Source organism: Desulfosalsimonas sp., assembly GCF_055149105.1.
This window is the reverse complement of sequence record NZ_JBSRLA010000002.1, coordinates 21,565-48,294: the sequence shown is the minus strand read 5'-3', so window position 1 is coordinate 48,294 and position 26,730 is coordinate 21,565. Positions and strand designations below refer to the sequence as shown.

At 54.1% G+C, this 26,730-nt stretch carries 17 protein-coding genes; 11 read left to right on the top strand and 6 right to left on the bottom strand.

The window, feature by feature from the left end:
- Positions 1–9 precede the first annotated feature (9 nt).
- A complete protein-coding gene (locus ACTCIA_RS00750; protein ID WP_462999889.1) occupies positions 10–2,130 on the top strand; it encodes a tetratricopeptide repeat protein in 2,121 nt (706 codons plus the stop codon).
- A 168-nt stretch (positions 2,131–2,298) separates the two neighbouring features.
- A complete protein-coding gene (locus ACTCIA_RS00745) occupies positions 2,299–4,284 on the top strand; it encodes an HD domain-containing phosphohydrolase (RefSeq protein WP_462999888.1) in 1,986 nt (661 codons plus the stop codon).
- 8 nt (positions 4,285–4,292) lie between these two features.
- On the opposite strand, the gene ACTCIA_RS00740 is transcribed toward ACTCIA_RS00745, so the two are convergent.
- Complete coding sequence (locus tag ACTCIA_RS00740; RefSeq protein WP_462999887.1) at positions 4,293–6,380, bottom strand: PilZ domain-containing protein; 2,088 nt, start codon at positions 6,378–6,380, stop codon at positions 4,293–4,295.
- Between the two features lie 298 nt (positions 6,381–6,678).
- On the opposite strand from ACTCIA_RS00740, the gene ACTCIA_RS00735 reads away from it, so the two are divergent.
- Positions 6,679–7,980, top strand: a complete 1,302-nt coding sequence (locus ACTCIA_RS00735) for a CBS domain-containing protein (protein WP_462999886.1) — start codon at positions 6,679–6,681, stop codon at positions 7,978–7,980.
- Positions 7,981–8,008: 28 nt separating this feature from the next.
- Here the strand turns inward: ACTCIA_RS00735 and elbB are convergent, their stop codons facing one another.
- Both elbB and ACTCIA_RS00725 read right to left on the bottom strand, forming a co-directional pair.
- A complete protein-coding gene (gene elbB, locus ACTCIA_RS00730) occupies positions 8,009–8,662 on the bottom strand; it encodes an isoprenoid biosynthesis glyoxalase ElbB (protein WP_462999885.1) in 654 nt (217 codons plus the stop codon).
- A 172-nt stretch (positions 8,663–8,834) separates the two neighbouring features.
- Positions 8,835–9,128 (bottom strand): hypothetical protein, encoded by a 294-nt coding sequence (locus tag ACTCIA_RS00725; protein ID WP_462999884.1) that lies wholly within the window; start codon positions 9,126–9,128, stop codon positions 8,835–8,837.
- Positions 9,129–9,610: 482 nt separating this feature from the next.
- Here ACTCIA_RS00725 and ACTCIA_RS00720 point away from each other — a divergent pair, with 482 nt between their 5' ends.
- The gene (locus tag ACTCIA_RS00720) at positions 9,611–14,005 is read left to right on the top strand and encodes an acyl-CoA dehydratase activase (RefSeq protein ID WP_462999883.1); all 4,395 of its coding nucleotides are present in this window, start codon (positions 9,611–9,613) and stop codon (positions 14,003–14,005) included.
- Between the two features lie 15 nt (positions 14,006–14,020).
- On the opposite strand, the gene ACTCIA_RS00715 is transcribed toward ACTCIA_RS00720, so the two are convergent.
- Positions 14,021–14,725: a SagB/ThcOx family dehydrogenase gene (locus ACTCIA_RS00715; RefSeq protein ID WP_462999882.1), complete on the bottom strand. Its 705-nt coding sequence runs from the start codon at positions 14,723–14,725 to the stop codon at positions 14,021–14,023.
- 725 nt (positions 14,726–15,450) lie between these two features.
- Between ACTCIA_RS00715 and ACTCIA_RS00710 the strand changes: the two genes are divergently transcribed.
- Together ACTCIA_RS00710 and ACTCIA_RS00705 are read left to right on the top strand one after the other, a co-directional pair.
- Positions 15,451–16,398, top strand: coding sequence for a biotin--[acetyl-CoA-carboxylase] ligase (locus ACTCIA_RS00710; protein WP_462999881.1), 948 nt, complete (start codon positions 15,451–15,453; stop codon positions 16,396–16,398).
- 61 nt (positions 16,399–16,459) lie between these two features.
- Positions 16,460–20,230 (top strand): pyruvate carboxylase, encoded by a 3,771-nt coding sequence (locus tag ACTCIA_RS00705; RefSeq protein ID WP_462999880.1) that lies wholly within the window; start codon positions 16,460–16,462, stop codon positions 20,228–20,230.
- Here the strand turns inward: ACTCIA_RS00705 and ACTCIA_RS00700 are convergent.
- On the bottom strand, positions 20,206–21,567 hold the full coding sequence (locus ACTCIA_RS00700) for an ACP S-malonyltransferase (RefSeq protein WP_462999879.1): 1,362 nt from the start codon (positions 21,565–21,567) through the stop codon (positions 20,206–20,208). The two genes, ACTCIA_RS00705 and ACTCIA_RS00700, sit on opposite strands and share 25 nt — an antisense overlap.
- A gap of 193 nt (positions 21,568–21,760) precedes the next feature.
- Between ACTCIA_RS00700 and ACTCIA_RS00695 the strand changes: the two genes are divergently transcribed.
- Positions 21,761–23,128, top strand: coding sequence for a protein kinase domain-containing protein (locus ACTCIA_RS00695; protein WP_462999878.1), 1,368 nt, complete (start codon positions 21,761–21,763; stop codon positions 23,126–23,128).
- On the opposite strand, the gene ACTCIA_RS00690 is transcribed toward ACTCIA_RS00695, so the two are convergent.
- Positions 23,103–23,897: an alpha/beta hydrolase gene (locus tag ACTCIA_RS00690; protein ID WP_462999877.1), complete on the bottom strand. Its 795-nt coding sequence runs from the start codon at positions 23,895–23,897 to the stop codon at positions 23,103–23,105. The two genes, ACTCIA_RS00695 and ACTCIA_RS00690, sit on opposite strands and share 26 nt — an antisense overlap.
- Before the next feature lie 52 nt (positions 23,898–23,949).
- On the opposite strand from ACTCIA_RS00690, the gene ACTCIA_RS00685 reads away from it, so the two are divergent.
- From ACTCIA_RS00685 to ACTCIA_RS00670, 4 genes are read left to right on the top strand one after another with little or no spacing between them, the layout of a single operon-like run.
- Positions 23,950–24,435, top strand: a complete 486-nt coding sequence (locus ACTCIA_RS00685; protein WP_462999876.1) for a pilus assembly FimT family protein — start codon at positions 23,950–23,952, stop codon at positions 24,433–24,435.
- Positions 24,428–24,856, top strand: coding sequence for a type II secretion system minor pseudopilin GspI (gspI, locus tag ACTCIA_RS00680; protein ID WP_462999875.1), 429 nt, complete (start codon positions 24,428–24,430; stop codon positions 24,854–24,856). The genes ACTCIA_RS00685 and gspI overlap by 8 nt, the downstream gene beginning before the upstream one ends.
- Positions 24,853–25,605: a PulJ/GspJ family protein gene (locus ACTCIA_RS00675; RefSeq protein ID WP_462999874.1), complete on the top strand. Its 753-nt coding sequence runs from the start codon at positions 24,853–24,855 to the stop codon at positions 25,603–25,605. The genes gspI and ACTCIA_RS00675 overlap by 4 nt, the downstream gene beginning before the upstream one ends.
- Entirely contained in the window at positions 25,589–26,674 is a 1,086-nt protein-coding gene (locus ACTCIA_RS00670; RefSeq protein WP_462999936.1) for a type II secretion system minor pseudopilin, read from the top strand. The genes ACTCIA_RS00675 and ACTCIA_RS00670 overlap by 17 nt, the downstream gene beginning before the upstream one ends.
- Positions 26,675–26,730 lie beyond the last annotated feature (56 nt).

The following is a 26,730-nucleotide window of genomic DNA, read 5'->3' as shown; positions in this document are numbered from 1 at the left end:
GAGTCTGTTATGAAAACACGCAATTTCCGTGTATTTTCACTCTTTTTTGTTTTTGTCGGCATGCTGTTTATCGTTTTTGGCCCTATGGCTCCGGCCGTTGGTGCAAAACCGGATTTCAGACCGGATATCACCATTCGCATCAGTCACCTGGAAGAAGCCCTAAAAACGATTGAGGAATTTTCCCAACAGAATGCCAAATCCCAGTGGTCTCCCAGAGCGCTGATTGAGGGGACCCTGAAAGGGACACAGTGGCTGGATACGGATCGGGCAATGGTTTTTGGACTGGTGCTTTCGGAAAAATCCCTGGACCAAAAACCGAAAATGGCCGCACTGGTGCCTTTTACAGAGCCCAACCCGGAGTTTGCCGCAGCCTATGGCGCCGTGGAGAAGCAGGGCTATTACCTGATTTCCCTGCCTCCGGGCCAGGGGGGCAACATCGGTGAAGAACTGGAATCCGCACTTGTGCAAAACGCACAGGATCCCAAAAATCGGCTGCTTACTGTAGATATTGCCGCGGCCCGGGCACTGGAAAAGGCCAAACCCGAGATTGAAGATATGATACGCAAGGCCCGACAGGGAATTGAGCAGCAGCAATCCGCCGCAACGGAGGGCTCGGAAGCATTTGAAGCGGATCAGGCGGAAGCCATGATCCGGGCATTTCTGAAATTTTTTGAGCAGGTAAAGACCTTTTCCACAGGCCTGGATCTCAATCGCAGGGATACGGCCTTTTTTTCCGAAGTGACGGCCGCAGCCGACACGGAACTCGAAGATCTTATTGCCCGGACCATAGAGGAAGACGCACAGTCGCTTCTGGGGAAAATGGAATTTTCAGACAAGCTGGGGATGCAGTTTCACAGCCGGCCATTTGATATTTCCGCCACCACCGCATTTACTGAAAAATATTTCGGTGAGATGTACAAAACCATGGGCGTTGACCTTCAGGGAGCCGCCTCCGTGGTTGCGCCGTTTACCGGTGAAACCGCCGGTGCCATGGCCATTGAGCCGGCCGGCCTGGTCATTGAAGCGGTCAGTTGTATTAAGGCGGACCGGGATCTGTCAGTGAACTACCTGGAATCTGAATACATCCCCTGGATTCTGAAAACCGGCGATGGGATGACGGAAATGTATCAAAAACAGTTTCCGGAAAAAGACATTGCCCCGGTTTTTGTCAAAACAGAAAAAACCACCGTGTCCGACACCCCCGTGGTCGGGGTCAAAGGCAATCTGCCGATTGTTCAGGATTCCGGCGATGATGTCCAATTTTTTGAACTGCCCCTCCGGATGGCGGTAAAGGACCAGTATCTGCTGGTCACCTCCAATGACGGGCGCATGGCCGACTTAATTGCACAGGTGGCAGATCTTGAACCCGCTCCGGCCGGCGGGGATCTCATGGAGATGACCATGGACTGGGGGGCACTCATACGCGCCATGATCGCCATGGCACCTGAACAAATCCAGTCTTCCCATAAGGAAATCCCGGTAACAGGCACCCTGAATTACACCCTTGATATGGGCGAGGGCAAATTCAAAAGCCGTTACGCCATGAAAACCGAAGATATTAAACAATTCATGGATTTTGTTGCCACACTCAATCCTGTGCCGGCCGGTTCTCAACAAGCTCCGGCCCCTGAACCTTCTTCGGAAATAAAGCAGACAGAACCAAGCCCGGAACCGGACCAAAGCACATCCCGGTCCGCTTCGGAAAAATCCGAACAGTCTTCCCCAAAACAAACCAAAACCGGCCAGGAACGTTTCAGCAAGGATGAGCCGCGTTACTGGACGGAAAAAGGCGGCCTTTATCTGGCATACGGTAACATTGATGCAGCGGTTAAACACTTTGAAAAGGCCGTGGCGCTCGATCCCGAAAATGCCGGTGCCCACTGCAACCTGGCGCTTGCCTACGCAGAAAACCGGAAATTTGAAAAAGCCCTGGAAGCCATGGATCATGCGCTCTCCCTGGAACCGGAAAAGGGCCGGTATCTGCATGCAAGAGGCTGGATACGGGTGCAAAACGGGCAGCGGCAAAAGGGAATAGCAGATATTGAAAAGGCTGCGGAAAAGGGCCATCCGGATGCAGTGCGGTATATGGACCGGATTGCACCCCGGCAAACCCGGGAAGGCAGCCAATAATCGGGGTTTTCTATAAAAATACAATAAAATAAATAAAACAGGATATTGTGTATAACGATGATAAATTACTTGTAATTTTTTCAAAACGGAGTATGCTGACGTTTACGTAACAGAACATAATGGCTGGTTGTTTTGTTTTCACTCTGGAACCAGGATTTCACAAACATTATGGAAGATCCAAGGCAGATCCGGCAGCCAAATCCTTCGTTGTACAACAGTCGTATTATTAAAGCCTATCTTCACCTTGTCAGGAAAAAATATCCTGACATCCAGTTCTCTGAACTCATGGCCCATGCCGGCATGACCCCTTATGAAGTAGAAGATCAGGGCCACTGGTTTACCCAGGAGCAGGTGGACCGGTTTCACGGGGAACTGGTCCGTAAAACCGGCAATATCCAGGTGGCCCGGGAGGCCGGGCTCTACGCTGCTTTTCCCGAATCCATCGGCGCCATTGGCTACTATGTCTACAGCCTTGCCAACCCGCGCCGGTTTTTTGCAATGATTGAACAGGCTTTTGGCAATCTATCCCGATCTGTCGACTACAAGGTCCGCCAGATCACCGCCGGTAAAGTGGAAATCACAGTCACCCCGAAACCCGGCGTTCGTGAAAAGCTGCATCATTGCGAAAATCGCAAAGGTTTTTTTGAAGCCATGTTCAATATCTTTGACAATCGCGTCATGAATATCGAACATCCGGAATGCCTGGCCCGGGGTGACAGTGTCTGCAGATACATCATCACCTGCAACCGTTCTGCATTCGACTATTTTCGGATTGCGCGCAACTACGTTTTCGGCATCTTTGCCATGGCCGGCATCTTATCCCTTTTCCTGCTTTCAGGTACTGCCGCCTTTTCCCTTTTTTCAGGCCTTGCGGTGCTGATGGCGGCCACCGGAGTTGTCAGCCATCGGCTGGCCCGAAAAAACCTGGCTGCGGCAATGCGAAACCTTCAGGAATCCAGCGAACAGCTTGTGGACCAGATTGAAATCAATTACAACAACACTCAGGTAACCCGGGAAATCGGGCAGGTGGTGAATCGTTACACCAACCTGGAAGCGGCTCTTTACTCCATTGTCCGGATTCTTGAAACCCGGCTTGATTACGACCGGGGAATGATTATGCTCTGCAATACGGAAAAAAACCGTCTCAAATTTGCCGCCGGATTCGGTTACCGGCAAAACCAGTCCAGGTTTTTGGAAAATATTGAATTCCAGCTGGACAATCCCAATTCCAGGGGGGTGTTTGTGTTGTCTTTCCACGAGCAGAAGCCTTTTCTGATCAATGACCTCAATGATATTGAAGGATCGCTGTCTGAGCGCAGCCTGGAATTTGCAAGGCAGCTGGGTGCACTGTCTTTTATCTGCTGTCCCATTATATGTGACAATGAAAGTTTGGGGGTCCTTGCCGTGGACAACATGCGCTCCAAGCGAAAGCTTTTAAACAGCGATATGAGCTTGCTGATGGGAGTCTCTCACATGATCGGCATCAGCATTCGACATACCCAGCATATAGAAGCCCGGGAAAATCAGCTCAAGTCAGTGCTCAAGGTTATGGTCTCCAGCATTGATGCCAGGGACCCGGTTACCAAGGGACATTCTGAATTTGTGGCCGAATATGCCTCGGGTATTTGCGATGAAATGGGCATTGATAAGGATTATCAGGAGGCTGTCCGGGTAGCGGCCTTGCTGCATGATTACGGAAAGATCGGTATTCCGGATTCCCTGTTAAAGAAAAGGGAGCGATTAACACCCGCGGAGTATGAGCAGATCAAATCTCATGCGGGAAAAACCTTTGAAATTTTAAAACAAATGAATTTTGAGGGAAATCTTGAACCTGTGCCGGAAATCGCCGGCGCCCACCATGAAAGAATCAACGGCACCGGTTACCCCAGGGGGCTGACAGGGAAAGAAATTCCATTGGGCGCAAAGATCATTGCAGTTGCAGACTATTTTGAAGCCCTGACAGCCAACCGGTACTACCACCTGCCCATACCCCCTGAACAGGCCATACGCCAGCTGGAAGACTTTGCAGGTACATTGTTTGACGCCAGGGTGGTGGAAGCCTTTATCCGATACTACGAAAACAACAATCCCGGCTACCAACACCACGAATTCCGGAGGGACCGGGATATTCATGTTGTGTCCTCCCGGAACTGATGCCCCTCTTATTTCAGCCTCTGGTAATGCTTGAAAAAATCATCGGTGTGGGCCAGGTTAAGAACCCAGAGTTCATAGATGCGATGATGGGCCGGTTTGGCGTGTTGGGCATAGGATAACGGGTAGAGCAGAACCGGGACCTTGCCGGTTTCATAGACCTCTGCCGCCTCGCAGAGGGCCTGGTGCAAAATGGCATAAGAAAGGCTGCGGTCAATGACAAAAATACTGACGCTGTTGGTCAAATCCGAAAGATTCACGGCAAAATCCGAAAGATTGGCCATGAGCAGCGCAGTCACCCGGCCCTGTTGACGCAGGGCAAAAACCCGCCGCTGTCTTTTCAATCCCTGATGGGTGTACAAATCACTTAGCGTACTTCTGGGGTTTGATCTTTTTTCCGGCATCAGATCCAGGGCTTTGAGCATCAGGCCGTCAGAATCCTGACGGTAGACCGCCTCCAGCTCTTTAAGGTCCTCGTATTCCACTTTTTCCAGACTCCAGCCCCGGGGCAGTCCCCTGGCTTTCAGATCCGGATGCCAATGATAATAGGCAAACCGATCTGTTGAGCAGGCCCTGGGCTTGCCTATTTTTCCGGCCACTCCGCCGAAAAAATGCGCCGGAAAACGATTTTCCGGCCGGTAATAGCAAATGGCGTAAGTCATGTGGGCCGAAGCCAGCCGATGGGTATCATAGGCAAAGGAACCCAGCTGATCAATGATTTCTGTGCCCGCGCCGATGTGCTTGTCCGTTCGCGAGGCCAGGTGATGGATCAGCCAGGTATTTTCATAAAATCGCAGCATCGCCACATGGGCAATGATTTCCCCGTTTTTCTGCCAGGTGAAGTGGCGCGCGATTTCAGGCTGGCAGGTGTAGAGTTTTTTGTATGTCTGCCGAATCGATTGCCGGGAGTTTTGAATAAAAGAATATTTTTTGGGATAAATAAATCCGGTTTCAAAGAAAAATGCCCACAATTCATCCATATCCACCTGATGGCAGATATAGAGGTGATTGTTCTGGCTCTGGTGCAGCAAAGACAGCAGGCGCATGTGATCATTGGGTGCCATGTCCAGAAAGGCAATACCGCATTGCACCTGGTTTTCTTTCTGCGCAGTGGTCAGAAATCTCCTGTAGATCACCTGGGCCCGGCATTTGACCTGAAAGGCATTGGCAAAACAAAGGGTCATGTCTTGGATAAGCATGCCTGCAATCAGGGCGTTTGTATTTTTTTCGTCTGTGACGCAAACCCCGGCTCCGGATATATCCGCGGCTTTAAGGTCGACCATTGCCCCGGTGAGCGGGTGGCGGAAAATAACATCCGGGGCAGGGGACACAAACAGGCGGCGACTCCGGTAAACCCGGGGGGGGAATCGCTGAATGGTGTCCTTTAACGCCGCGAGCACAAGGAAGGTTTCATGTTCGTGCTGAAATGTTTTTAAAATACGGCACTGACCGGAATAGACCATTGCTGCGTTTGATTCAAGCACCAGGGTGAGCTCGTGCAAGTTGTTCAGCCATGCCTCAGGGGTTTCGGGCGTATCTTCAATGGCCACGCAAAATGCTGAGTTGCTTAAATTTTTAAGGGTTCCGGAAAACGTCAGGCTGTTTTGAATAATCCGGGCGGAAACAGGCGGGCAAGGGTGACGGAGTTCTTTTCGCCCCGCGTGAACAGCTGATTTTTCCGGCAGATACAGGCATATCCCGCTTGCGCTGATGCCACGGATCCGGGTTTCGGCCTGAATCAGCCCATTGCCGTCTGTAAGGGAAAAACCCGAAAACATGTAATCCGAAAGCCGGAAATACGGTCCCGGCGGACTGCTCCACAAGCAGACCAGGTATTTTCCAAAACAGGGCCGGGGCACGGCTTCGAAGGCAATTTGGCGATTGTCGTGGATGTGCCGGAAATGGATATGGATCGTCGCACCTTGGAAGTGCCGGAGGTTTAAAAGATTGACAAGACGATTTTTTTTCAGAAACTGTTTGCCCCTGCCGGTCTCAGGCTCCAGGCCCGTATCAATAATGCGCGCCCGGGCCGGCAGGGGGCCGGCAGGGGTGTTTGCTCCGGCTTGTCGGATCTGATCGGATTTTGCGAGATAATCCATTACAGCCTCAATTTGGCGTTTGGACCGCCGCCTCCATGGAGCAGCAGTCACGCGGAATTTGCCGGGTCATTTCCGTTAAGAGACAGATAAGTCCGTACCGTCAAAAATAACACCTTGTTATTATTAAATGCAACATGTATTCCACAAAAAACCCGGATTTTTCAAAAAAAAGAGGGTTTCCAAAAAAGACTTTTTCCACAGGCCCGGAAATGCTAAGGACTTTGGTATCGGCGGTGCCGGCGCTATCGGCCGTGGCGGGTTTGGATCAAATCTTTTTTCATCCGGCAAAGGCAATACAATGCATATCGTAACCACCCATCAGAGCATGGATTTTGACGCCCTTGCATCGGTTGTGGCCGCAACCCTGATCTGGCCCGATGTCGTTGCGGTGATTCCCAAGGCGGTGAACCCCAATGTCAAGGCATTTTTGTCCATTCACAAGGACATGTTTGAAATGTACCGGGTCAATGATATTGACATGTCGGAAGTCTCACGTTTGATTGTGGTGGATACCAATAAATGGTCCAGGCTCGACCGGATGAAAACACTTAAAAACAAGCCGGGACTTGAAGTATGGATGTGGGACCATCACAGCCCGGAAGACTGCGACCTGGAACCGGACTGGCAAATCCAGGATAGCGCAGGGGCCAACATCACTCTGATGCTCCGCGCCATCCGGGAGCAGGGGATTGATATTTCCCCAATCCAGGCGACCCTTTTTTTAAGCGGTCTTTATGAGGATACCGGGAACCTGATTTTTTCCTCGGCCACGGCAGAGGACGCCCACACAGCGGGATATCTGCTGGAACAAAACGCTGATCTCACAATTCTGCGAACTTTTTTGCAGCCGGCATACGGCGAAAAGCAGAAGGACATTCTTTTTGAAATGCTCAAAAACGCCAAGCGCCGGACGATTAATAATTACAGCGTCAGTATCAATACCGCCAGGATTTCCGGTCATGTCAACAATCTTTCCCTGATCGTGCACATGTACCGCGAAATCGTCAATGTTGATGCGGCATTCGGCATATTTGCCCAGCCGGAAAACGAAAAATGCATTGTCATCGGCCGATCCGTGGTGGCGGAAATCAATATCGGCTCCATCATGCGCTCCATGGGCGGCGGCGGCCATCCCGGGGCGGGATCGGCAATGCTTAAATCGGTCAATCCGGTTTCTCTTAAGGAATGGCTCGTGGAGCTGCTCAAGGGCAACCAGGAAAGTTCCATCCAGATTTACGATATCATGTCGTATCCGGTCTTTCAGGTCCCGCCGGATCTGCCAATGAAGGAAGTGGCCGGGATTCTTGAGGAAAAGGGATGCACCGGGCTGCCGGTAAGTGAGGATGGAAAGCTTGTGGGGATTATCTCCAAACGAGATTTTAAAAAATTAAAAAAGCCTTCCCAGTACGCGGCACCGGTGAAGGCTTTTATGAGCACAAAAAACATCACCATCACTCCGGACCGGAGCCCCATGCATGCAGCCCGCCTCATGGTCAAGCATGACATTGGAAGACTGCCGGTTATTCAGGACGGACAGATCATCGGAATTATCTCCCGGTCCGATGCCATGCGTTATTTCTATGATGTGCTGCCGGACTAATACAGAAAAATGGCTTTTATGATCGGAGCTAAATCATTTCCAGGACTTTATTGATCAATTTTTCAATGCCTTCGGCCACTTTTGAAATATCGGGCCCGATCATGTAAGCAGGGGTGGTCACCAGTTTGTTTTCAGAATCCACGTGGATGTCGGTGACGTCACACACAGTGTGCCGGCCGCCCATGGACTCAATGGCCTCTGCCGTGCCCAGGTCATTGCCAATTGTCACCTGGGGATGCCGGTCTTCCAGAACCTTGGCCAGAACCGCCGGTGATATGCAAATGGCGCCGATGGGTTTTCCGGCATCGGCCATTTCAGCAATAATCCGGCGGACTTCGGGGTGCACTTCCGCCTCATTTCCCTTGATGGCAAAATCGCTTAAGTTTTTGGCGGCGCCAAATCCTCCGGGCATGATCAGGGCGTCTAGGTCTGCGGTCCGCACCCGCTTGACATCCATGATTTCACCCCGGGCAATGCGCGCTGATTCAACCAGCACGTTTCGTTTTTCCTCCGAGGTCTGGCCCGTGAGATGGTTTACCACATGGTGCTGGTCCATATCCGGTGCCATGCATATTGCAGCAGCACCGTTGCGGTCCAGGGCCAGAAGCGTGATCACGGATTCATGGATTTCGGTTCCGTCGTAAACACCGCATCCTGACAATAGCACACCGACATTTTTCATGTCCGACTCCTTGTGGATTGTATGCGATAACGCGTGTTATACCGGTTCCCACGCTGGAACAATGCCATTGGATCGGCAGAACGGTTTTTGCCGAGGTCCTGTTTATCTACCAGTGAATCCTGTTTGCGTCAAGGTATCATGGTTTTTTGTCAAACACCAAAACCATGGCTGCCTATGGCTGGATTTGTTTGAGAATCCGGCCGTCGCCGTCAAGCATGAAAATCATAAAACCGTGCTTGCGCGCGTCCTTGGCCAGTTCTTCTGCCAGCACCGCCTGGACTTCGTATTTTTTGCCGGGTGTTCGCGGCAGATTGATAAGACAGGACATGGCGGCCTCTTTGTCATGAAACGCCGGAATATAGGATATTTCTGCGGTTTCATCATAAAACCCCATGAATTTTTCATCCTTTTCCGGATTCTCCACGGCCACGTACACCCAGGATTCCTTCGGGTCTGTTTCGTTCATTGGTTTGTCCTTCTGCTGCTTTTTTGGGTTCCAAATGAGCGTTTCAAATCTAAAAATTTTTTGGTTTCATATATTTTAAAAAATTCCGCTCAATTTGGATTTGGCCCTGCATTGCCGGTTAAAGAGGATCTGCTGTGGCGCAGATTGCCTACAATTTTATATACCCGTTGGTAAAAGTCAATCTTCTTTCACTCTGGATGGGTTTATTGCGTTATCCGGTCAGGGCGGAAGTTTTTTCCGCCGGGCTTGAAAGATTCCGGATTTGTATATAAATAAGGAAATCCTGTGGTTCTCCGATGTCGAAACGGTCATGTATTCCGTGGGCCAGCAGACCACAAGCCCGCCCTTGCATTGCGGGCTGATGAGCGCTATAGTATCGTGGCGGGCGTAGCGGAAAAAGCCAAATGTACTCTGTTTGACGTCAATCATATGATGTATGAACGCATCTGCATATCCGTTTTCACGGATCAGGGGATAAATTAATGAAAGATCCGAAAGCATACATTGAATCCACTGTTACAGTAGAAACCCGGGCCCGTGAAGCCCTTGGGATATGCCTCGGCGCCTCAACGGTTTCCGTGGTCCGTGTCAGACAGCCTGCCCCTGAAGATCCTGCGGCTTCACCCGAGGTGATCTCAGCACAAACCCACCCCCATGGCGGTGATCCGAGAAAAACCCTTCAGGCCGTTCTCCGGGACAGCGAATTTGATGACATTGACCGGATCGTGGCAACAGGCAGGCGCTTTCGGGAGTTTGTCAACCTGACCACCATTTCCGAGCCCGAGGCCGTGGAATACGCTTACCGGCACGTGCGGCCCGAAGGCGTTGACTGCCCGGCCATTGTTTCGGCCGGCGGCGAGACTTTCATGGTCTATGTTCTGGATGACAAGGGCCGCATAAGCAACGTGATTACCGGCAACAAGTGCGCCTCGGGCACCGGCGAATTTTTCATGCAGCAGCTCCAGCGCATGGGCGTCTCCCTTGATGAAGCTGCCAGATGGTCGGTAACGGAAACGCCCTACCAGGTCTCGGGCAGATGCTCGGTTTTCTGCAAATCCGACTGCACCCATGCCATTAACAAGGGAATCCCCAAATCCCGGGTCACCGCGGGCCTGTGCCGGATGATGGCCAACAAGATCCTGGAACTGCTCAACCATTTGGAAAAGAAAAACATTATGATCACCGGCGGATCGGCCAGAAACCAGATGATGATCGGGTATCTGAATCAGGCCGTATCCGGGCTGATCGTACCGGAGCAGGCCCCGTATTTCGAGGCCCTTGGCGCGGCCCTGTGGGCACTTGAAAACCCGGATGCCCCAAAACCGGCCGATGACGCCCTGTTTGTGCAGGGAGCACTGTCCTTTGATACCCTTCCCAGGCTTACGGATTTTTCCGGCCAGGTGACATTCAAGACCATGGTCCGGGAAACCATTCAGGCCGGAGATGAGTGCATTCTGGGCTTAGACGTGGGCTCCACGACCACCAAGGCCGTGCTTGTACGAAGAAGCGACAAGGCCATGCCGGCCTCTGTTTATCTCTACACCAATGGCGATCCCGTGGGCGCGTCCCGGGCTTGTTACCGGCAATTGCTGGACCAGATCCGTGAGCATGTGGATCCGTCGGCCATATCCATCACCGGCCTTGGGGTCTGCGGCTCCGGCCGCCAGATTGCGGGCCTGCACGCCTTAACCGACGGGGTGATCAATGAAATCGTGGCCCATGCCGCCGCAGCCGTGCATTTTGATCCGGAGGTGGATACCCTTTTTGAAATCGGCGGCCAGGACGCCAAGTATACCTATATCACAAGCGGTGTGCCCTCGGACTATGCCATGAACGAGGCCTGCTCTGCAGGCACCGGCTCTTTTCTGGCCGAATCCGCCCGGGAAACCCTTGGCGTGGAGGTGGAGCAGATCGCCGAAGTGGCCCTGACCGCCACAAAGCCGCCGAACTTCAATGATCAGTGCGCAGCCTTTATTTCATCGGATATCAAGACCGCAGTACACGAAGGCGTGGCCCACGAAGATATCGTGGCCGGGCTGGTCTATTCCATCTGCATGAACTACACCAACCGGGTCAAGGGCAACCGGCCGGTCGGGCGAAAGGTGTTTATGCAGGGCGGGGTCTGCTACAACCGGGCCGTGCCCCTGGCCATGGCAGCGCTGTCGTCCAAGCCCATTGTTGTGCCCCCGGAGCCGGGGTTGATGGGGGCTTTTGGCGTGGCTTTAGAAATTGAAAAACGAATTGATATGGGCCTGATGCAGCCGGAGACATTTGATCTGCAGACCCTGGCCGACCGGGAGGTGGTGTACCGCAAATCCTTCACCTGCAAGGGCGGAAAGGAAAAGTGCGACAGGAGATGCGAGATATCGGTCATTGAACTGGAAGGCCGGCGCTACCCCTTTGGCGGGGCCTGCAACCGTTATTACAACCTGCGCTACAATCTTGAATACGACATTGCATCCCTGGATCTGGTCAAAAAAAGAGAACGCCTGGTATTTGACAAGTATGCCGCCAATACAAACGATGTAGTCAACCAGCGCGGCCGGGTGGGTATCAACAAAAGCTTTCTGACCAATACGTTTTATCCCCTGTATTCCACCTTTTTTGCATCCATCGGTTTTGCCCCCGTGCTGGCGTCCGAGGCCTCGGAAGACGGATGCGATCTGCGCAATGCCGCATTCTGTTACCCGGCTGAACTGGCGCACGGATTTTTCCACCGGCTGATCACGGATGAAAATCCCCCGGAGTATCTGTTTGTGCCGCATGTCAAATCCATCCACGTGCCAAACGGTGATCCCAATTCTCAGCTCTGCCCGTTTGTGCAAAGCGAGCCTTATTATTTGAAAACCACATTCCGAAAGCGGCTCACAGAACTGGAAAGCCGCGGTACCCGGGTTTTAACTCCTTTTATCGAGATGGGAAAGGGCATGGACGCCGCCGGAGCACCCCTGGTGGAAACAGCCGTGAGCATGGGCGTGGATCGGGCCACTGCCCGGGCGGCATTTGAAAAAGCCCTGGCCCGGCAGCAGGCCTGCTTTGATGAAATGCGGCAGATGGGAAAACAGACCCTTGAGCAGATTGAAAAGGATCCGGATAAAATCGGGGTGATTATTTTTGCCCGGCCTTATAACGGGTTTGTGGAAGAGGCCCACATGGGCATTCCCCACAAGCTCGCCTCCCGTGGGGTGGTGGTGATTCCCCTTGATTTTCTGCCCCTTGAAGCACAAGAGGCCAAGGAACACATGTACTGGGGCATGGGCCAGATGATTTTAAAGGCCGCCCGGTTTGTAAAAAACCATCCCCAGTTGTTCGGCACCTATATCACCAATTTTTCCTGCGGTCCGGATTCCTTTGTGGTGGGCTATTTCCGGGACATCATGGGCAGAAAACCTTCGCTGACCCTTGAGCTTGACAGCCACACCGCAGATGCGGGCATAGAAACACGCATCGAGGCGTTTCTCGATATCGTGGCCGAATACCGGCAGCTGCTCATCACCCAGGACCCGGAACAGGAGCGGGAGGCCTTTTTGCCGGCCCAAACCTTTGTGAAAGACGGCACACCCATGGTCCGCGACTCATCCGGCCGGGTATTGCCCCTGACCGATTCCCGCGTGACCTTTCTGGTACCGTCCATGGGAAGGCTGGGCACGGAGCTGGTTTCCGCGGTGTTTGAGGCTTCCGGGTTTCACGTGGCCCCGCATCCGCCGGCAGACGAAAATGTGCTCAAGCTGGGCCGGGCCCATACCACCTGCAAGGAATGCCTGCCCTTGATTTTGACAACCGGGACCCTGCTGAACTACGCCTATAATATCAAGGCTGACGATGAAATCCTGGTGTATTTCATGGCTTCTGCTTCCGGGCCGTGCCGGTTCGGCCAGTATTCCGTGTTTATGCAAGATTTGGTCCAGCACCTGGAGATCCCTGACGTTGCGATTTTTTCTTTAACATCGGACAATTCCTATTTCGGCCTGAAACAGCACTTAAATTATTACAAGGCATGGTGGGCCCTTGTCATCTCTGATCTGATGGAGGATATTCGTTCCATGCTCTTGGCCAATGCCAAAGACGCGGGCCATGCCCTGGAGATATTTGAGGTCCGGTGGCAGGCCATTGTGGAGCAGATGAAGAATGGCAATTTCAAACAGATCATGGCGGAACTGGAAAAAAGCGTGGATGCGCTCTCCGGCCTGCCCATGCAAAACAATCCCGCAGATGTGCCGGTAATTCTGGTCACAGGCGAAATTTTTGTCCGGCGCGACGGGCTTTCCCGCCAGTACATCACCGAGCGCCTGGCGCAGAAGGGCTTTGCTGTTGTCTGCTCGCCGGTCTCGGAATGGATACGCTATTCCGACTATTGCATCCAAACAGACCCGGCCAACTGGCAGCAGCTTTCCTTGGGGCAGAAACTGCGGTTTAAGATTCGCCAGATATTTATGAACCGTTATGAAAAGCGAATTTTCGACACCTTGTCGCAGACCGGTTTGGTGCACAATCCCTGGACAGACGTGCGCACTGTGATTGAAAACGCAACCCCCTATGTTTCCCCCAATCTTGGGGGAGAAGCCATTTTAACCGTTGGCAGCGCGCTGACGGAAGTGGCCTCCGAGGCATGCGGGGTCATTGCCATCGGTCCGTTTGGCTGCATGCCCAACCGGATCTCGGAGTCCATTTTAAGCGAGGCCATGACCCCGGGAGACAAGCTGGGCATTCCGCACCGGGAAAAATACCTGGAAACCGTGCTCGATGGAATGGAATCGCTTCCGTTTCTGGCAGTCGAAAGCGACGGTTCCCCGTTTCCCCAGCTTATTGAGGCCAAGCTGGAGGCCTTCTGTCTCCGGGCCCGGCGGCTGCATGACAGGATGCGGGCATTGAACTGATCCGATAGCCTGCAGCTATTTTGCCGCTTTGCCCACGGGCACCAGATACACGGGCCGGATGTCTTTCTCTGCATTGAGAATGCTTTGAATGGTTTTATCATCAAATGCGCCCATTGGCACTGATGCAAGATCCAGGCTCACAGCCTGCAGGCACAGGTTCTGGGCTGCGTGACCGGCTTCCATAAACGCGTATTTTATCCCCTGTTTTCCGTATTTTCCGGTGACACGCTCAAATACAGCGCCAAAGACAAATACCGCAGGTGCCCGGGACGCGGCCGATTGGTTCAACGCGGCCCGGCAAAGTTCTTTTCGCCTGTCGCCTTCCGAAGTCTGCGCCAGTTCGTGGGTTTCAGGGTTGTAACGGTAGATCCCGGGGGAAAGATTCTCCACATTGCCCGCTGCCACAAAAACTTCCAGTGGATAAAGGGCTCCGGCAGAAGGTGCGGTTCGAAATCCCCGGGAGTCTGTCTCTCCCTGAGCAGCCCACAGCATCTGGGATATTTGCCTCAGGGACAGGGCCTCATCAGCATAGTTCCGAACCGATCTTCTTTCTGCAAGGGTTTTTTCCAAAGACATCTCCCCTTCAGTGGCCGGCTTTGGCAGCCGGATGATTTCTGCTGCACCGGCGGTCATGACACCTCCTTTGGCCAGGACGGCAACAATGCCTGCGGCAGCCATGAGCAAAACAAAGGCAGCCGTCCGGAAATACGCAACAAACATGGGTTTTCTCCTTTTATTGATATGTTCCGTTCAAAGGCTTTTCACCGCGTCCGCTGTTTGTCGGGAAGGAAGCCCTGGGGCCGGCGTCGGTTTTTTCGCTCCTGACCGTTTCCGGGTTTCTTCCATCCAGCCCCGGCAATTTGAAATTTTACTTGCTCCGGCATTGGCTGAATTTATCCCGGAAACGCTCAATGTCGCTTCACAAACCGACCCCGCCCCCGGGCTTCCTTGGTAGGGTTCTTGCCGGGCCAGCCCACGGGACCGGGAATGAAAACAACGCTTTTTAAGACTTGAATGTGTTTTTTCCGACTCCCTTAGTGTAAAATTTTGCACACAGTCGGCCATGATGCCGGCCCGGGAGTGGTTTGCGAGTCGCATTGAACGCGCAAGCGGTCAGCAGGGAGCAAACCGCCACCGGGGCCGGCATCATGCGAAAATTGTAGAACCAGGCATTAACAGCAACTTTTTCGATGTTACTTGGAAGAAGCCTTTGTTGTGATAAAACATAAACGTTTCCAGGAACCGGATCAAGATATAGGATGCGGGACTTATTGGCCGGTGTTTTTGTGGACAATAAATTTTATTTATAATATTCAGATGTTTGTGCAGTGTTAAAAAACTGAAGCATATACAAATTGCTTGACAATTTTGTGCATATAACGCAGAAAAGAGGGCTGTATCCACTGCCGGGGGCAATCGTCGTTTACAGCAAAAAAGGAAAATCAATGGAACCGGGTGTATATCTTCTTGGCTCGGGCAGAGAGCCGCTGTTTGAAGCCATTGATCCCGACAAACTGGCTGTTTCTCATCCGGCCTGGGAAAAGGACGCAAAGCGCCTGTCTCCCTGGGTCAGGACCGAAATTGCGTCGGGACATGAAGGCAGCGGTTTTGCCGGATGGCGTTCAGGCAGTTCCCGGCCTGAAAACACGGTTTTTGTCTGCGGCAAATGCGCTTCGACCATGGATGCGATCCGGGAATTGATTGACACTTGCGGCCTTTCGCCCTGGGATTGCCTGATTGCGGTGCAGCAGCAAAAGGGCAGGGGGCAGATGGAGCGCACCTGGATTTCACCGCCGGGAAACCTGTATGTGTCCTGGTACTGGCCGGATCTGGAATCCATAGAAGGCGCAGGCCCTGGATGGCGGGCCATGGCATCGCTGCTTGCCGGCCAGGTGGCAGCCGAAGCCCTGGAAAACTTTGGCGCGGATGTCCGGATCAAGTGGCCCAATGATTTGCTGGTAAACGATTGCAAGATCTGCGGCATACTGGTGGAGCACCGGGCCGGATGCCTGATTGTGGGCATAGGCATCAACCTGGCTTCAGCCCCGCCAAACCACCGGTTAACCGATGCATTTGCAATTCCGGCTGTCAGCCTTGCAGAGCTTGGCATTGCGGTCTCACCCATGGAATTGATGCTGCACATGGGCCAAACCGGCCGAAGCCGCATCCAACAGTTAGTGAAAACCCTGGAGCCAGAAGAATTTGTCATGCAGCTGCAAAAGCGTCTGGCCTGGGTGGAGCAGCAGGTGACCATCCGCCGGAGCCACCAGGAGGCCGTGCTCGGCGAAATCCGCGGCCTGGCCGCAGACGGGGGCCTGATTGTCCGTATCAACGAAAAATCCAGTGTGATTTATACCGGCAGCATCCTGCCTGCGGAAAACATCCATATCTAAAGTAATACTTTATATATAAAAACACAAATTCTTGAAATTTAGATATAAAGGTGAATTCATTATGAATGATTCGAGTTCTGATCAAAGCCGCTCGAGCGGCAAAACCTTTGCAGAAGTCCAGTCGGAAATCGAAGGAAATCCCATCCTGATTGCCAACCGCGGTATTCCGGCCCGGCGCATCAGCCGCTCGATTTCCGAGCAGCTCGAAGCCGTGGCGATCATGACCGCAACAGACGTGGACAAAACATCACCGTCCACCCTGGGGGCCCACGAGCTCATGCTTCTGGGTGATGACCCCAACGCTTATCTGGATCTGGACCGCATTGTGCGCAAGGCCAGGGAACGGGGCATCATCGGTATACACCCGGGCTGGGGTTTCGGGGCCGAAGACGACACCTTTCCGGCCAAATGCCTTCAGGCCGGCATTACCTTTATCGGCCCCCCGGCCGAGGCCATGAAAATCCTTGGAAACAAGGTATCGGTCCGCCGTTTGGCACGGGAGCTGGGCGTGCCGGTGGTGCCGGGTTCCGAAGATGCCGTCACCATTCCGGAAGCGCGAAAAATCGCCGCAAAAATCGGCTTTCCCATCATGCTCAAAGCAGAAGGCGGCGGCGGCGGCCGCGGCATCTACGAGGTGTATTCCGAAAGCGAGCTGGAATCGGCGTTTCACAAGGCATCTGTCATGGCCGAGGCCTCATTTGGCAATCCCCGGGTATATGTGGAAAAATACCTGCCCAGTGTCCGCCATATTGAAATCCAGGTGATCGCTGACCAGTACGGCAATGTGTTTGCCTTTGACGAGCGTGACTGCACGGTTCAGCGAAACCACCAAAAACTGGTGGAAATCACTCCGTCGCCATGGTCCAAAATGACCCCGGATCTGCGGGAACGGCTCAAGGATTATGCCCGAAGACTGGTTTCAGCGGTGGGCTATTACAGCCTGGCCACAGTGGAATTTTTAGTGGATGAAAAGGCCGATCCCTATCTGATCGAGGTCAACACCCGGCTGCAGGTGGAACACGGCATCACCGAATGCCGCTACGGCATTGACCTTGTCGAAGAGCAGATCGCTGTTGCCTTCGGCGCCGGGCTCCGGTTTTCAGATCAGACAACCGTGCCCTACCTGCACGCCATGCAGTGCCGGATTAATTGCGAGGATCCACAGAACGATTTCGCCCCCAATTCCGGGCTGCTGAGCCGGTACGTGTCCCCGGGGGGCCAGGGGGTGCGACTGGATTCCTGTGTGACCGAGGGCTATGAGTTTCCCTCCCAGTATGATTCGGCCGCTGCCCTGCTGATCACCTATGGCAATTCCTGGGGCAAGGCAGTCAAGCTCATGCAGCGGGCCCTTCGGGAATACATGATCTCCGGGGTGAAAACCACCATCCCGTTTCACAGCCAGATCGTCCGCCATCCGGTGTTTGTCAAAGGCGATTATGATACCCGGTTTATTGAAAAACACCCGGAACTGATGTTTTACTCAGACATTGAGCCAGAGGCCCTTCGCATTTCCCGGCTGGTGGCCGAAATCTCTGCCCGGGGCTATAATCCGTTTGTGGAGCTCGGGCAATACCGGGGCCGAAGCGACAGACGGGTGGGGCGGTTTGAGGCTGTGCTGCCCGCAATGGACAGCCGGGAAAAAGATGCCGGCCGCCAAGTGCTTTCCTATCCCGGAAGGGACCGCAGATCCGCCCTTGATCTGGTGCGCGACACCCGTGCACAGGGCATTGTCCATTTTACCGACACCACCACCAGAGATATCACCCAGTCCAACAGCGGCAACCGGTTCAGGCTGGCCGAAGACCGGCTGGTGGGGCCTTATCTGGATCGCTGCGGGTTTTTCTCCATTGAAAACGGCGGCGGTGCCCATTTTCATGTGGCCATGCTCGCCAACATGACTTATCCGTTTTACGAGGCCCGGCAGTGGAACGATTTTGCCCCCAACTCATTGAAGCAGATCCTGATCCGGTCCACCAACGTGCTGGGCTACAAGCCCCAGCCCCGCTCTTTGATGCAGAAAACCGGGGAAATGATCTGCGCCCATTACGACGTGATCCGATGCTTTGATTTTCTCAACCATGTGGAAAACATGCGCCCGTTTGCTGAAATCGTTTTGTCTGGAAATGAGTGCATTTTCGAGCCGGCCCTCTCCCTTTCCTGGGCCCCGGGCTTTACCGTGGGCCATTACCTGGAGGTCACCGAACAGATCCTGGAGATGTGCGCCCGGGCCGCCGGGGTGGACAAAAACCGGGCCGCATCCATGATCATCCTGGGATTAAAGGACATGGCAGGGGTGTGTCCCCCGCGCTTCATGCGGGAGCTGGTGGGCGCCATCCGTAAAAAATACCCGGAGCTGGTGCTCCATTACCACCGGCACTACACTGACGGACTGTTTGTGCCGGCTGTAGGCGCTGCCGCAGAAGCCGGGGTCCATATCGTGGATACGGCCATTGGCGCTGCGGTTCGCTGGTACGGTCAGGGCGAAGTGTTGTCCACAGCCGCCTACATGGAAGACGAACTGGGTCTTCAAACCCGCCTGGACCGGGACATGATCCGCGACTGCGGCTTTGTTCTAAAGCAGATCATGCCCTATTATGATCAGTACTGCTCTCCCCATTTCAGGGGCATTGATTACGATGTGGTGGAACACGGCATGCCCGGTGGGGCCACCTCGTCTTCCCAGGAAGGGGCCATGAAACAGGGCTATATCCGGCTGCTGCCCCACATGCTGCGGTTTCTGGCCGGAACCCGCAAGATTGTTCGTTATCACGATGTGACACCGGGCTCCCAGATTACCTGGAACACGGCTTTTCTGGCGGTTACCGGTGCATACAAACGCGGGGGTGAACATCACGTGCGCCATATGCTCGATGTGCTCGAAGCCGTGGCTGAAAAGCCGGAACAGGAGCTGTCCGAACAGGTGAAAAAGGATCGTCTGAAACTTTACCAGGACAGCAATGATGCATTCCGGGACCTGCTTTTGGGCAAATACGGCCGCCTGCCCCAGGGTTTCCCCCCGGACTGGGTTTATCAAAGCGCCTTTGGCACGGAATACCGCCGGGCCCTGGAACAGCGCACCGAGGCCTCGCCACTGGATTCCCTGGAGGAAATCGATATCCAGGCCGAGACCCTTGCGCTTCGAAACCGCATCAAACGCATGCCCACCCAAGAGGAGCTGATTCTGTATCTCAATCACCCGGGAGATGCCTTAAAAACCTTTGAATTCCAGAAAAAATACGCAGATCCCAATATTTTGCCCATTGACGTCTGGTTCGAAGGCCTGGCGCCCAGACAGGACCTTGAATTTGCCGACAGCCAGGGAAAACCCCATAAAATGGTTATCCTTGATATTTCCAAGCCTCGCAGAAGCGGCATCAGCATTGTGCGCTATCTGCTGGACTCCGAAATCATCACCTTTGAGGTCCAGGTCCAGGCCCCTGAGGGAAAGGCCGCAGGTGAGGCGGAGATGGCGGACACGGAAAACCCCTATCAGGTGGCCTCCCCGAGCTCCGGGGATCTGTGGGTGGTTTATGCGCAGCCCGGCGAAGTGGTCAAAAAGGGCGAGGAGCTGTTTAATCTTTCGATCATGAAACAGGAAAAGGCTGTTTTGGCCCCGGATGACGGCATTGTCCGGCGGGTGCTGAAAACCGCCAACTACACCGAAGACAAAAAAATGGTGCCCGTGCGCGAAGGTGAACTCATCGTGGAACTGGCCCCGGTGCCTGACTTCTGCCGGTCCTGCAGCGCGCCGGTCACAAGCGGGGATTATCAGTTCTGCCCCTATTGCGGAAGCGCTGTTGAGCAAACTCAGCAGACAGGAAGCAAATCCTGATCCGGGCCTGCGGCCGGCCACTGGTGAAGTTCCGCCGGGTATCCCAAAGCCGCAATGCGGGAAAGGCTTTGGGCCATATCCAGCACCGCGGGCTGACGCCCCGCTGAGGCGTCAACGGAGAAGGCCGCGTGCGGTCGTGTGCCCAGGATCTGCCGGACAAGGCCAGATAGCACCGCCCCGGGCCCGACCTCCACAAAGGTGCGGATTCCGGCCGCATACATGTGCTCCACGGTATTGATGAAATCCACGGGCTTGAGCAGATGCCCGCCCAGCAGCTGCCTGGCCGCAGCCGGATCATCCGGGTAGGGCAGGGCCGTGGTATTGGCGTATACCGGGATTTGCAGGCGTTTAAATTTGGTGTTTGCAACCAGCTCCTGAAACGGTGCAGCCGCATCCATGACCAGCCGGGAGTGAAAAGCCGCGGACACCGGCAGCGGTTTTGCCATGATACGATTTTTCCTGCAGATTTCCTGCATTTGTTCAATGGCCTGGCGCGGACCGGACAATACCTGCTGTTTGGGGCTGTTGCGGTTGGCTATCACCACGTCTGCCCGGTGTGTTTGGATCAGTTCCTCAATTTGTTTTGCACCTGCCCGGACCGCCATCATTTGTCCGCTTTCCCCGGAGTTTTTGCCGGCAAGGGCCATAAACCGGCCCCGGGCGGCGGCCAGTGTCAAAAAATCGTTTTCATCAAGGCTTTTTGCCGCACACAGGGCCGTTAATTCCCCGAAACTGTGGCCGGCGGCGGCCGCTGGCAGCACGCCGTGGCGGGTAAGGATCGAAAGACAAATTCCGCTGACCAGACCGATGGCCGGCTGGGCCACGTCAGTTCTGCGAAGCGCTTCCTGCCGGCTGCGCTCTTCCTCCTTGTCCTGTGTTTCCGGGGGATACAGATGGGCGCACAAGGATGGGTTTCTGCCAAATGCGGTTTCCGCCATTTCCACAATCGGCCCGGCTTCGGCGAAATGGGAAACAAGGGACCGGCCCATGTTGACATACTGGCTTCCCTGGCCGGGAAACAGAAATGCCAGTTTGCCGTCAGGCGCGCTGTCTCCGTAAAATATTTCCGGCGGGACCGGATTTTCTTCTGTTTCCGGTGCATTGAGCCAGGTTTCAGCGATTTGGAGTTTTTCCCGGATCTGTCCGGGAACCGTGTCTGCAATCAGCAGGCGCAGGGGGGCGTTTTCCGAAAAAACCCTGCGGGATCTTTCCCCGAGCTGTTCCGGGGCTGCGGTGCCGGATGCCTGTTTTGCGGCATCTTTGACCTGTTTTTGAAGATCCTTCCGGCTTTCCGCACACAGGGCAATGATTTCAATGCGATCATATGGGGGATTCATGAAAAAATCCTTCATGGTTTTGTGCCGTTATAATAAAACCCAAACTGTGTTTCAAATTTTCAAAATTTTTCAGGCCGGGGTTTCCTGCACTGCCCGGACCCGGATGTTTCATATCACAAACCATTGCCCGGCTCAATACAGGGCTGCAGGCATTCTTAGCCCGGCCCTGCCGGGGGAAAAAAGCGGGGAAATCATGCATATCGGCAAATACAAGGTCACCGGGCTGCTGGGCACCGGCGGAATGGGGCGGGTGTATAAGGCCCAATTGCCGGAAATCAATAAAACTGTTGCCTTAAAACGGCTTCGGCCAAGGCCCCACATGGTGCAGCTGCTGGGAGACAAAGCCATTGAAAAAATGTTTATGGACGAGGCCCGGATTCTGGCAGATCTGCGGCATCCCTATGTTGCGGCAATCCTGGATTTTGACCGCGACAGTGAAGGCCGACCCTTTTTTACCATGGAATATCACTGCGTCAATCTCGGGGATATGACAGGCGAGCACTATATCATGGAAACACCCGCCCGCAGCCTGCCGCCGGACCGGGCAGTGCGTTACTTGCGCCAGGTCCTCTCCGGGCTGGGCCGGCTCCATGACGCGGGCATCATTCACCGGGATGTCAAGCCCTATAACATGCTCATTTCTGAATCCGATCAGGTGCGGATCATTGATTTCGGCCTGTCTTTGCTCAGGGGTGAAACCCGGGGAGTGCCCGAGCAGTTTAAAATCGGCACTCCGTATTACACGGCCCCGGAACAGGAAGCCGATCCGGATCGCGTGGATGAACGGGCCGATATCTACGGGGCAGGGGTTCTGGCCTGGCGGATGCTGACAGGCTATCTGCCACCGGATCTTGGAGAAAAGCCCGTGCCCGGTGAGATCAACCCTTTGCTGGGTCAATGCTGGGATGATTTTCTGCTTTGCGCCACCCACCCGAAACCAGACAAGCGTTTTTCGGATTGCCGGGAGATGACAACCGCCCTGGACAGGGCTTTTGACTCCTGGCAGCAGCGCCTTGAAAAAACCTGCCGAATGCAGGAGGTGCCGGCTGTGGGCCGGACTTCTGATGCGGACCACACCCAGCCGGTGCGCACCACCCCTGTGAAGGTTTCTTTGAGTGCGGCAAAAAAACGCTTCGGCCTTGATGCGCTCTGGCGGCCGTCAGGCCGGCGGACCCCGGAGTTTGTGGTCTGCGATGACCACACTGTCCGGGATAAGACCCACAGCCGGCTGTGGCAGAAGGCCGGCTCTTCCTGGCCCATGGAGTGGTCCCGGGCACGGCAATATATTGACTCACTAAATGCCCGGGCCTTTGGCGGCGTCCAGAACTGGCGCCTTCCCACGGTGGATGAACTTGCTCTTCTGCTTGTTCCGGTATCTGTTCTCGGCGACTATTGCGCACCCCCGGTTTTTTCCGGAGATATCCACCGATTCTGGAGCGCAGACCGAAAATCCTTTGTTGCCGCCTGGTTTGTGGACACCAGCCTGGGGTATGCGGGGGCTGCGGATTTTACCTGTCAGTGCCATGTGCGGGCGGTCAGCGATTGCCCGCCTTACGGATAAAATCGCTGATCATTCGGAAATAGTCCAGCCCGGCCCGGATCATGATATCGTTGTGATTGGCGTTTTCAATAATTTCAAGGGCCTTGGTGTCAGATGCGCATTTTTGATACAGGTCCTGTCCGTGGGAAAGCGGAATAATGTGATCAAACCGGGCATGGACAATCAATGCCGGTCCCTTGTATTTTGCGATTTTTTCCGCGTTGGAAAAAATCGCAGTTTCCTCGATCCCCAAAGACCGGGTATCCATGCCCAGATGTTGGAGCAAAGACATGGTATGGGCAAAGCCGCTTTCAATGACAATGCCGGCCAAGGCTTCGGGTCTGGATGCGGCCAGTTCCAGGGCGGATGCGCTTCCCAGGGATCGTCCCATGACCCACAGGGGGCCGGTCCGGCCGTTTTTTTTCATCCAGTCGGCAGCGGCATCGAGTATCAGGTTGGCGTCTGAAAGCATGGCAGACACAGTGGGCGATCCCGTGCTTTTGCCGTAGCCCCGGTAATCGGCCACGAGAAGGCTTAACCCGTGCTCATTGTACACCGGTCCCACGGGATCATAGTCGGCTGCGATTTCGCCGTTTCCATGGAAAAACAGCAAATGGGGCTGATCGCCGGACGCCAGGTAAAAGCGGCACCCCAGATTCACCCCGTCCTCGGCGGCCACGTCCAGATCCACGGTCCCGGCAGGAGGCGGCGTGTCCGGGGCCTTTCGGGGATGAAACAGGATCTGTAAAATTTCGGGCCGGTCCAGAATTGCGGCTTCTGAATCCTGCATTTTCATTTCCTCCTTGGCTATGTGATATCCGCATTAAAATGGATGATACTCATTGAATAACCAGGCCTTTACACTCATTGAGCTGATCGTGGTGATCAGTCTTTTGGGTGTTATGCTGTTTTTTGCCGTACCCAGGCTTCATGAATCTTTTTTTTCCTCTGATTCCAGAAAACTTTCCGCCTGGCTGCAGCTTCAGGTAAAAGATCTGAAAAACCGGGCTGTTGAAAATCAGATACAGTTTATCCTCTTTGTTGACGTAGATGAAAACCGGCTCTGGGCCGGCCGGCATGACATGGACGAGCCGGCATTGGAAGCCGCAAAATCAAAGGGATTATCCCTGTCCGGAACAAACCGCATCTCTGAGGTGGTGTTTGCCGGTGACCACAGAATATCTGCCGGCACCGCGCAGATCCGTTTTTATCCCCGGGGATATTCGGACCAGGCTGTTATTTATGTCCAAACCCGCGGCAATCAGCGCATTTCCTATGAAATCAATCCGTTTTTGCCCGATATCAAAATCAGCGGCAGCCATGAATGATCATTATTGCGGCATGGAACATCGCCAGGCCGCCGACCGCGGATTCACCCTGCTGGAAGTCCTGGTTTCCCTGGCCATTATCGCCACGGTTCTTGTGAGCATTATCCGCCTGCAGGGCCAGACCATTTCCATGAATGAAACCGTGCGCTTCTATTCCCTGGCCCCGTTTCTGGCCCAGGCCAGGGTTGCGCAAATCCGGATGGAGCCCGATTCTTTTATGGGCGAAGACAGCGGGGATTTCGGTCCGGATTTTTCCGGATATACCTGGCAGAGCCGGGTCCGGTCACGGGAAATCAATGTGGAAGACAATGAAAACATGCCTTTTCTGGAAGCCAGCATTACTGTCCGGCATTCAGCATGGGGGCTTGTCTATGAAATCACCCGGCAGATTTCGGCCAAAAACGAGGAATCGCGGCCATGAATCCGCTCCGGCATCAAAACCAGCCAAAGATGTCCGGAAATCCGGGCTTTACCCTGCTGGAAGTGTTGATGGCAGTTGTTATTTTTGCCGTAATTGCTACTATTGTCTACAGCGCAATGAACGCCGCCTTATCCCGGATAGGTGCCATCAAGGAAGGGGACAGGGTTTTTGCAATGGGTGCCGGGTGCCTGCACCGGATCAGCACGGATCTGCGGTCGGCTTATGCCGATCCCTATCCCCTGTTTATCCCACCGAATGCCGGAGACGACCCGGATCCTTACGCCTTTGTGGGGCAAACCGATTTTATTGGCGGTGATTCCTTTTCAGGCTTGCGGTTTGCCGCTTTTGCCCACCTGCCGGTTTCCACGGGCAGCGCAGACCCGCAGAAAACCGCCGCCGGCCTGGCGCAACTCCGGTATTTTGTTGAAAAAAGCCAGGAACCGGACCGCGGTTATGTTCTCAGGCGCGGGGATCGGCCGTTTGCCTGGGATGGGGATACAGATCAATGGGATACGGACAGCGCGCCGGTGCTTTGCACCCATATCACGGAGTTTGCCCTGACATATTTCGATCACGGGGGCGATGACCGGAAAACCTGGGATTCCTCTGATGAGGCAACAGACTACGCAACCCCGGCAGGTGTTGAAATTTTTTTTAAAATTGAAACCGACCAGGGAAGCTATCCGTTTTTTACCCGGGTGGTTGTACCGGCTGGCAGGGAGCCCCTTGAACGTGTTAAAAACCAATAATCACGGCATTGCCCTGATCATCACCCTGAGCATTATCACGGTTTTGATCGCCGTGACCTTTGAGTTAAACCGGCAGACCGGCGCTTCGCTGAGCAGAAGCGGGACAGCCAGAGACAGACAGGTTCTGCAGCAAAAAATCGAATCCGGTGTCAGCCTGGCCATGCGGATTTTGATTCGCGACAAGGAGCAGACGGAAGTGGATTCCGTCCAGGAAGACTGGGCAGACCCGGAAAAAATCAGCGGCTATCTTGGCCGGGCCGGGTATGGCGAAGATGAATTGCAGATTGAAATCACCGATGAACGCGCCCGTATGCAGGTCAACGCCCTGGTGCAGTTTCCGGCCGGACGCGATTTTAACCCTGTTCAGCAGCAATTGTGGCTCCGGTTTGTTGAATTGTTTTTTCAGGAGCAGGATCAACCCGATACAGCGACAGCACAAGAACCTCTGGAGCCGGAAATGATCATCAATCCGATCAAGGACTGGATTGATTCCGGAGATGATGAAGCCATAACAGGCCTGAGCGGTGCGGAATCTGATTATTACATGGACCGGGATCCGCCGTACAAGTGCAGAAACGGCCCTGTGCGGCATTTGTCCGAGCTGCTGCGCGTGCGCAACATCACCCCGGAGCTGTTTTCCGCAGATGATGAAAATGCAGGCCTGCGCGATTTTCTGACAGTACACGGCCTTGCACCGGCAGGAAACAACCCCCATGATTATACTTATGACGGCCGGATCAATATCAACACTGCCGGGATACCCGTTTTAGCCGCGCTGCTGCCGGCGGGTCTTGAATTTCTGGCTCCGGAAATGACCGCTTTTCGCAAGGAAACTTCAGGCGGTGAGTATCTCTATGACTTGACCAGTCCGACCTGGTACCGGCAGGTTCCAGGGATGGAAGACGTGGAGATTGATTCCTCCCTGGTGGCGGTCAAAAGTGATTTGTTTCGCATCCGGTGCAGAGCCCGGGAAAATCAAAGTTCCATGGCCGCCCGGGTGGTTGTGCGGCGGGAGCAGAAGAAATCCGGGGAATGGAAATGTCGTGTATTGCACTGGCAGTATGAATAGGATATATTGAATCAGGGGCTGCTTGAAAATCGCATAAGGCCCTGTGAAAAAATTTA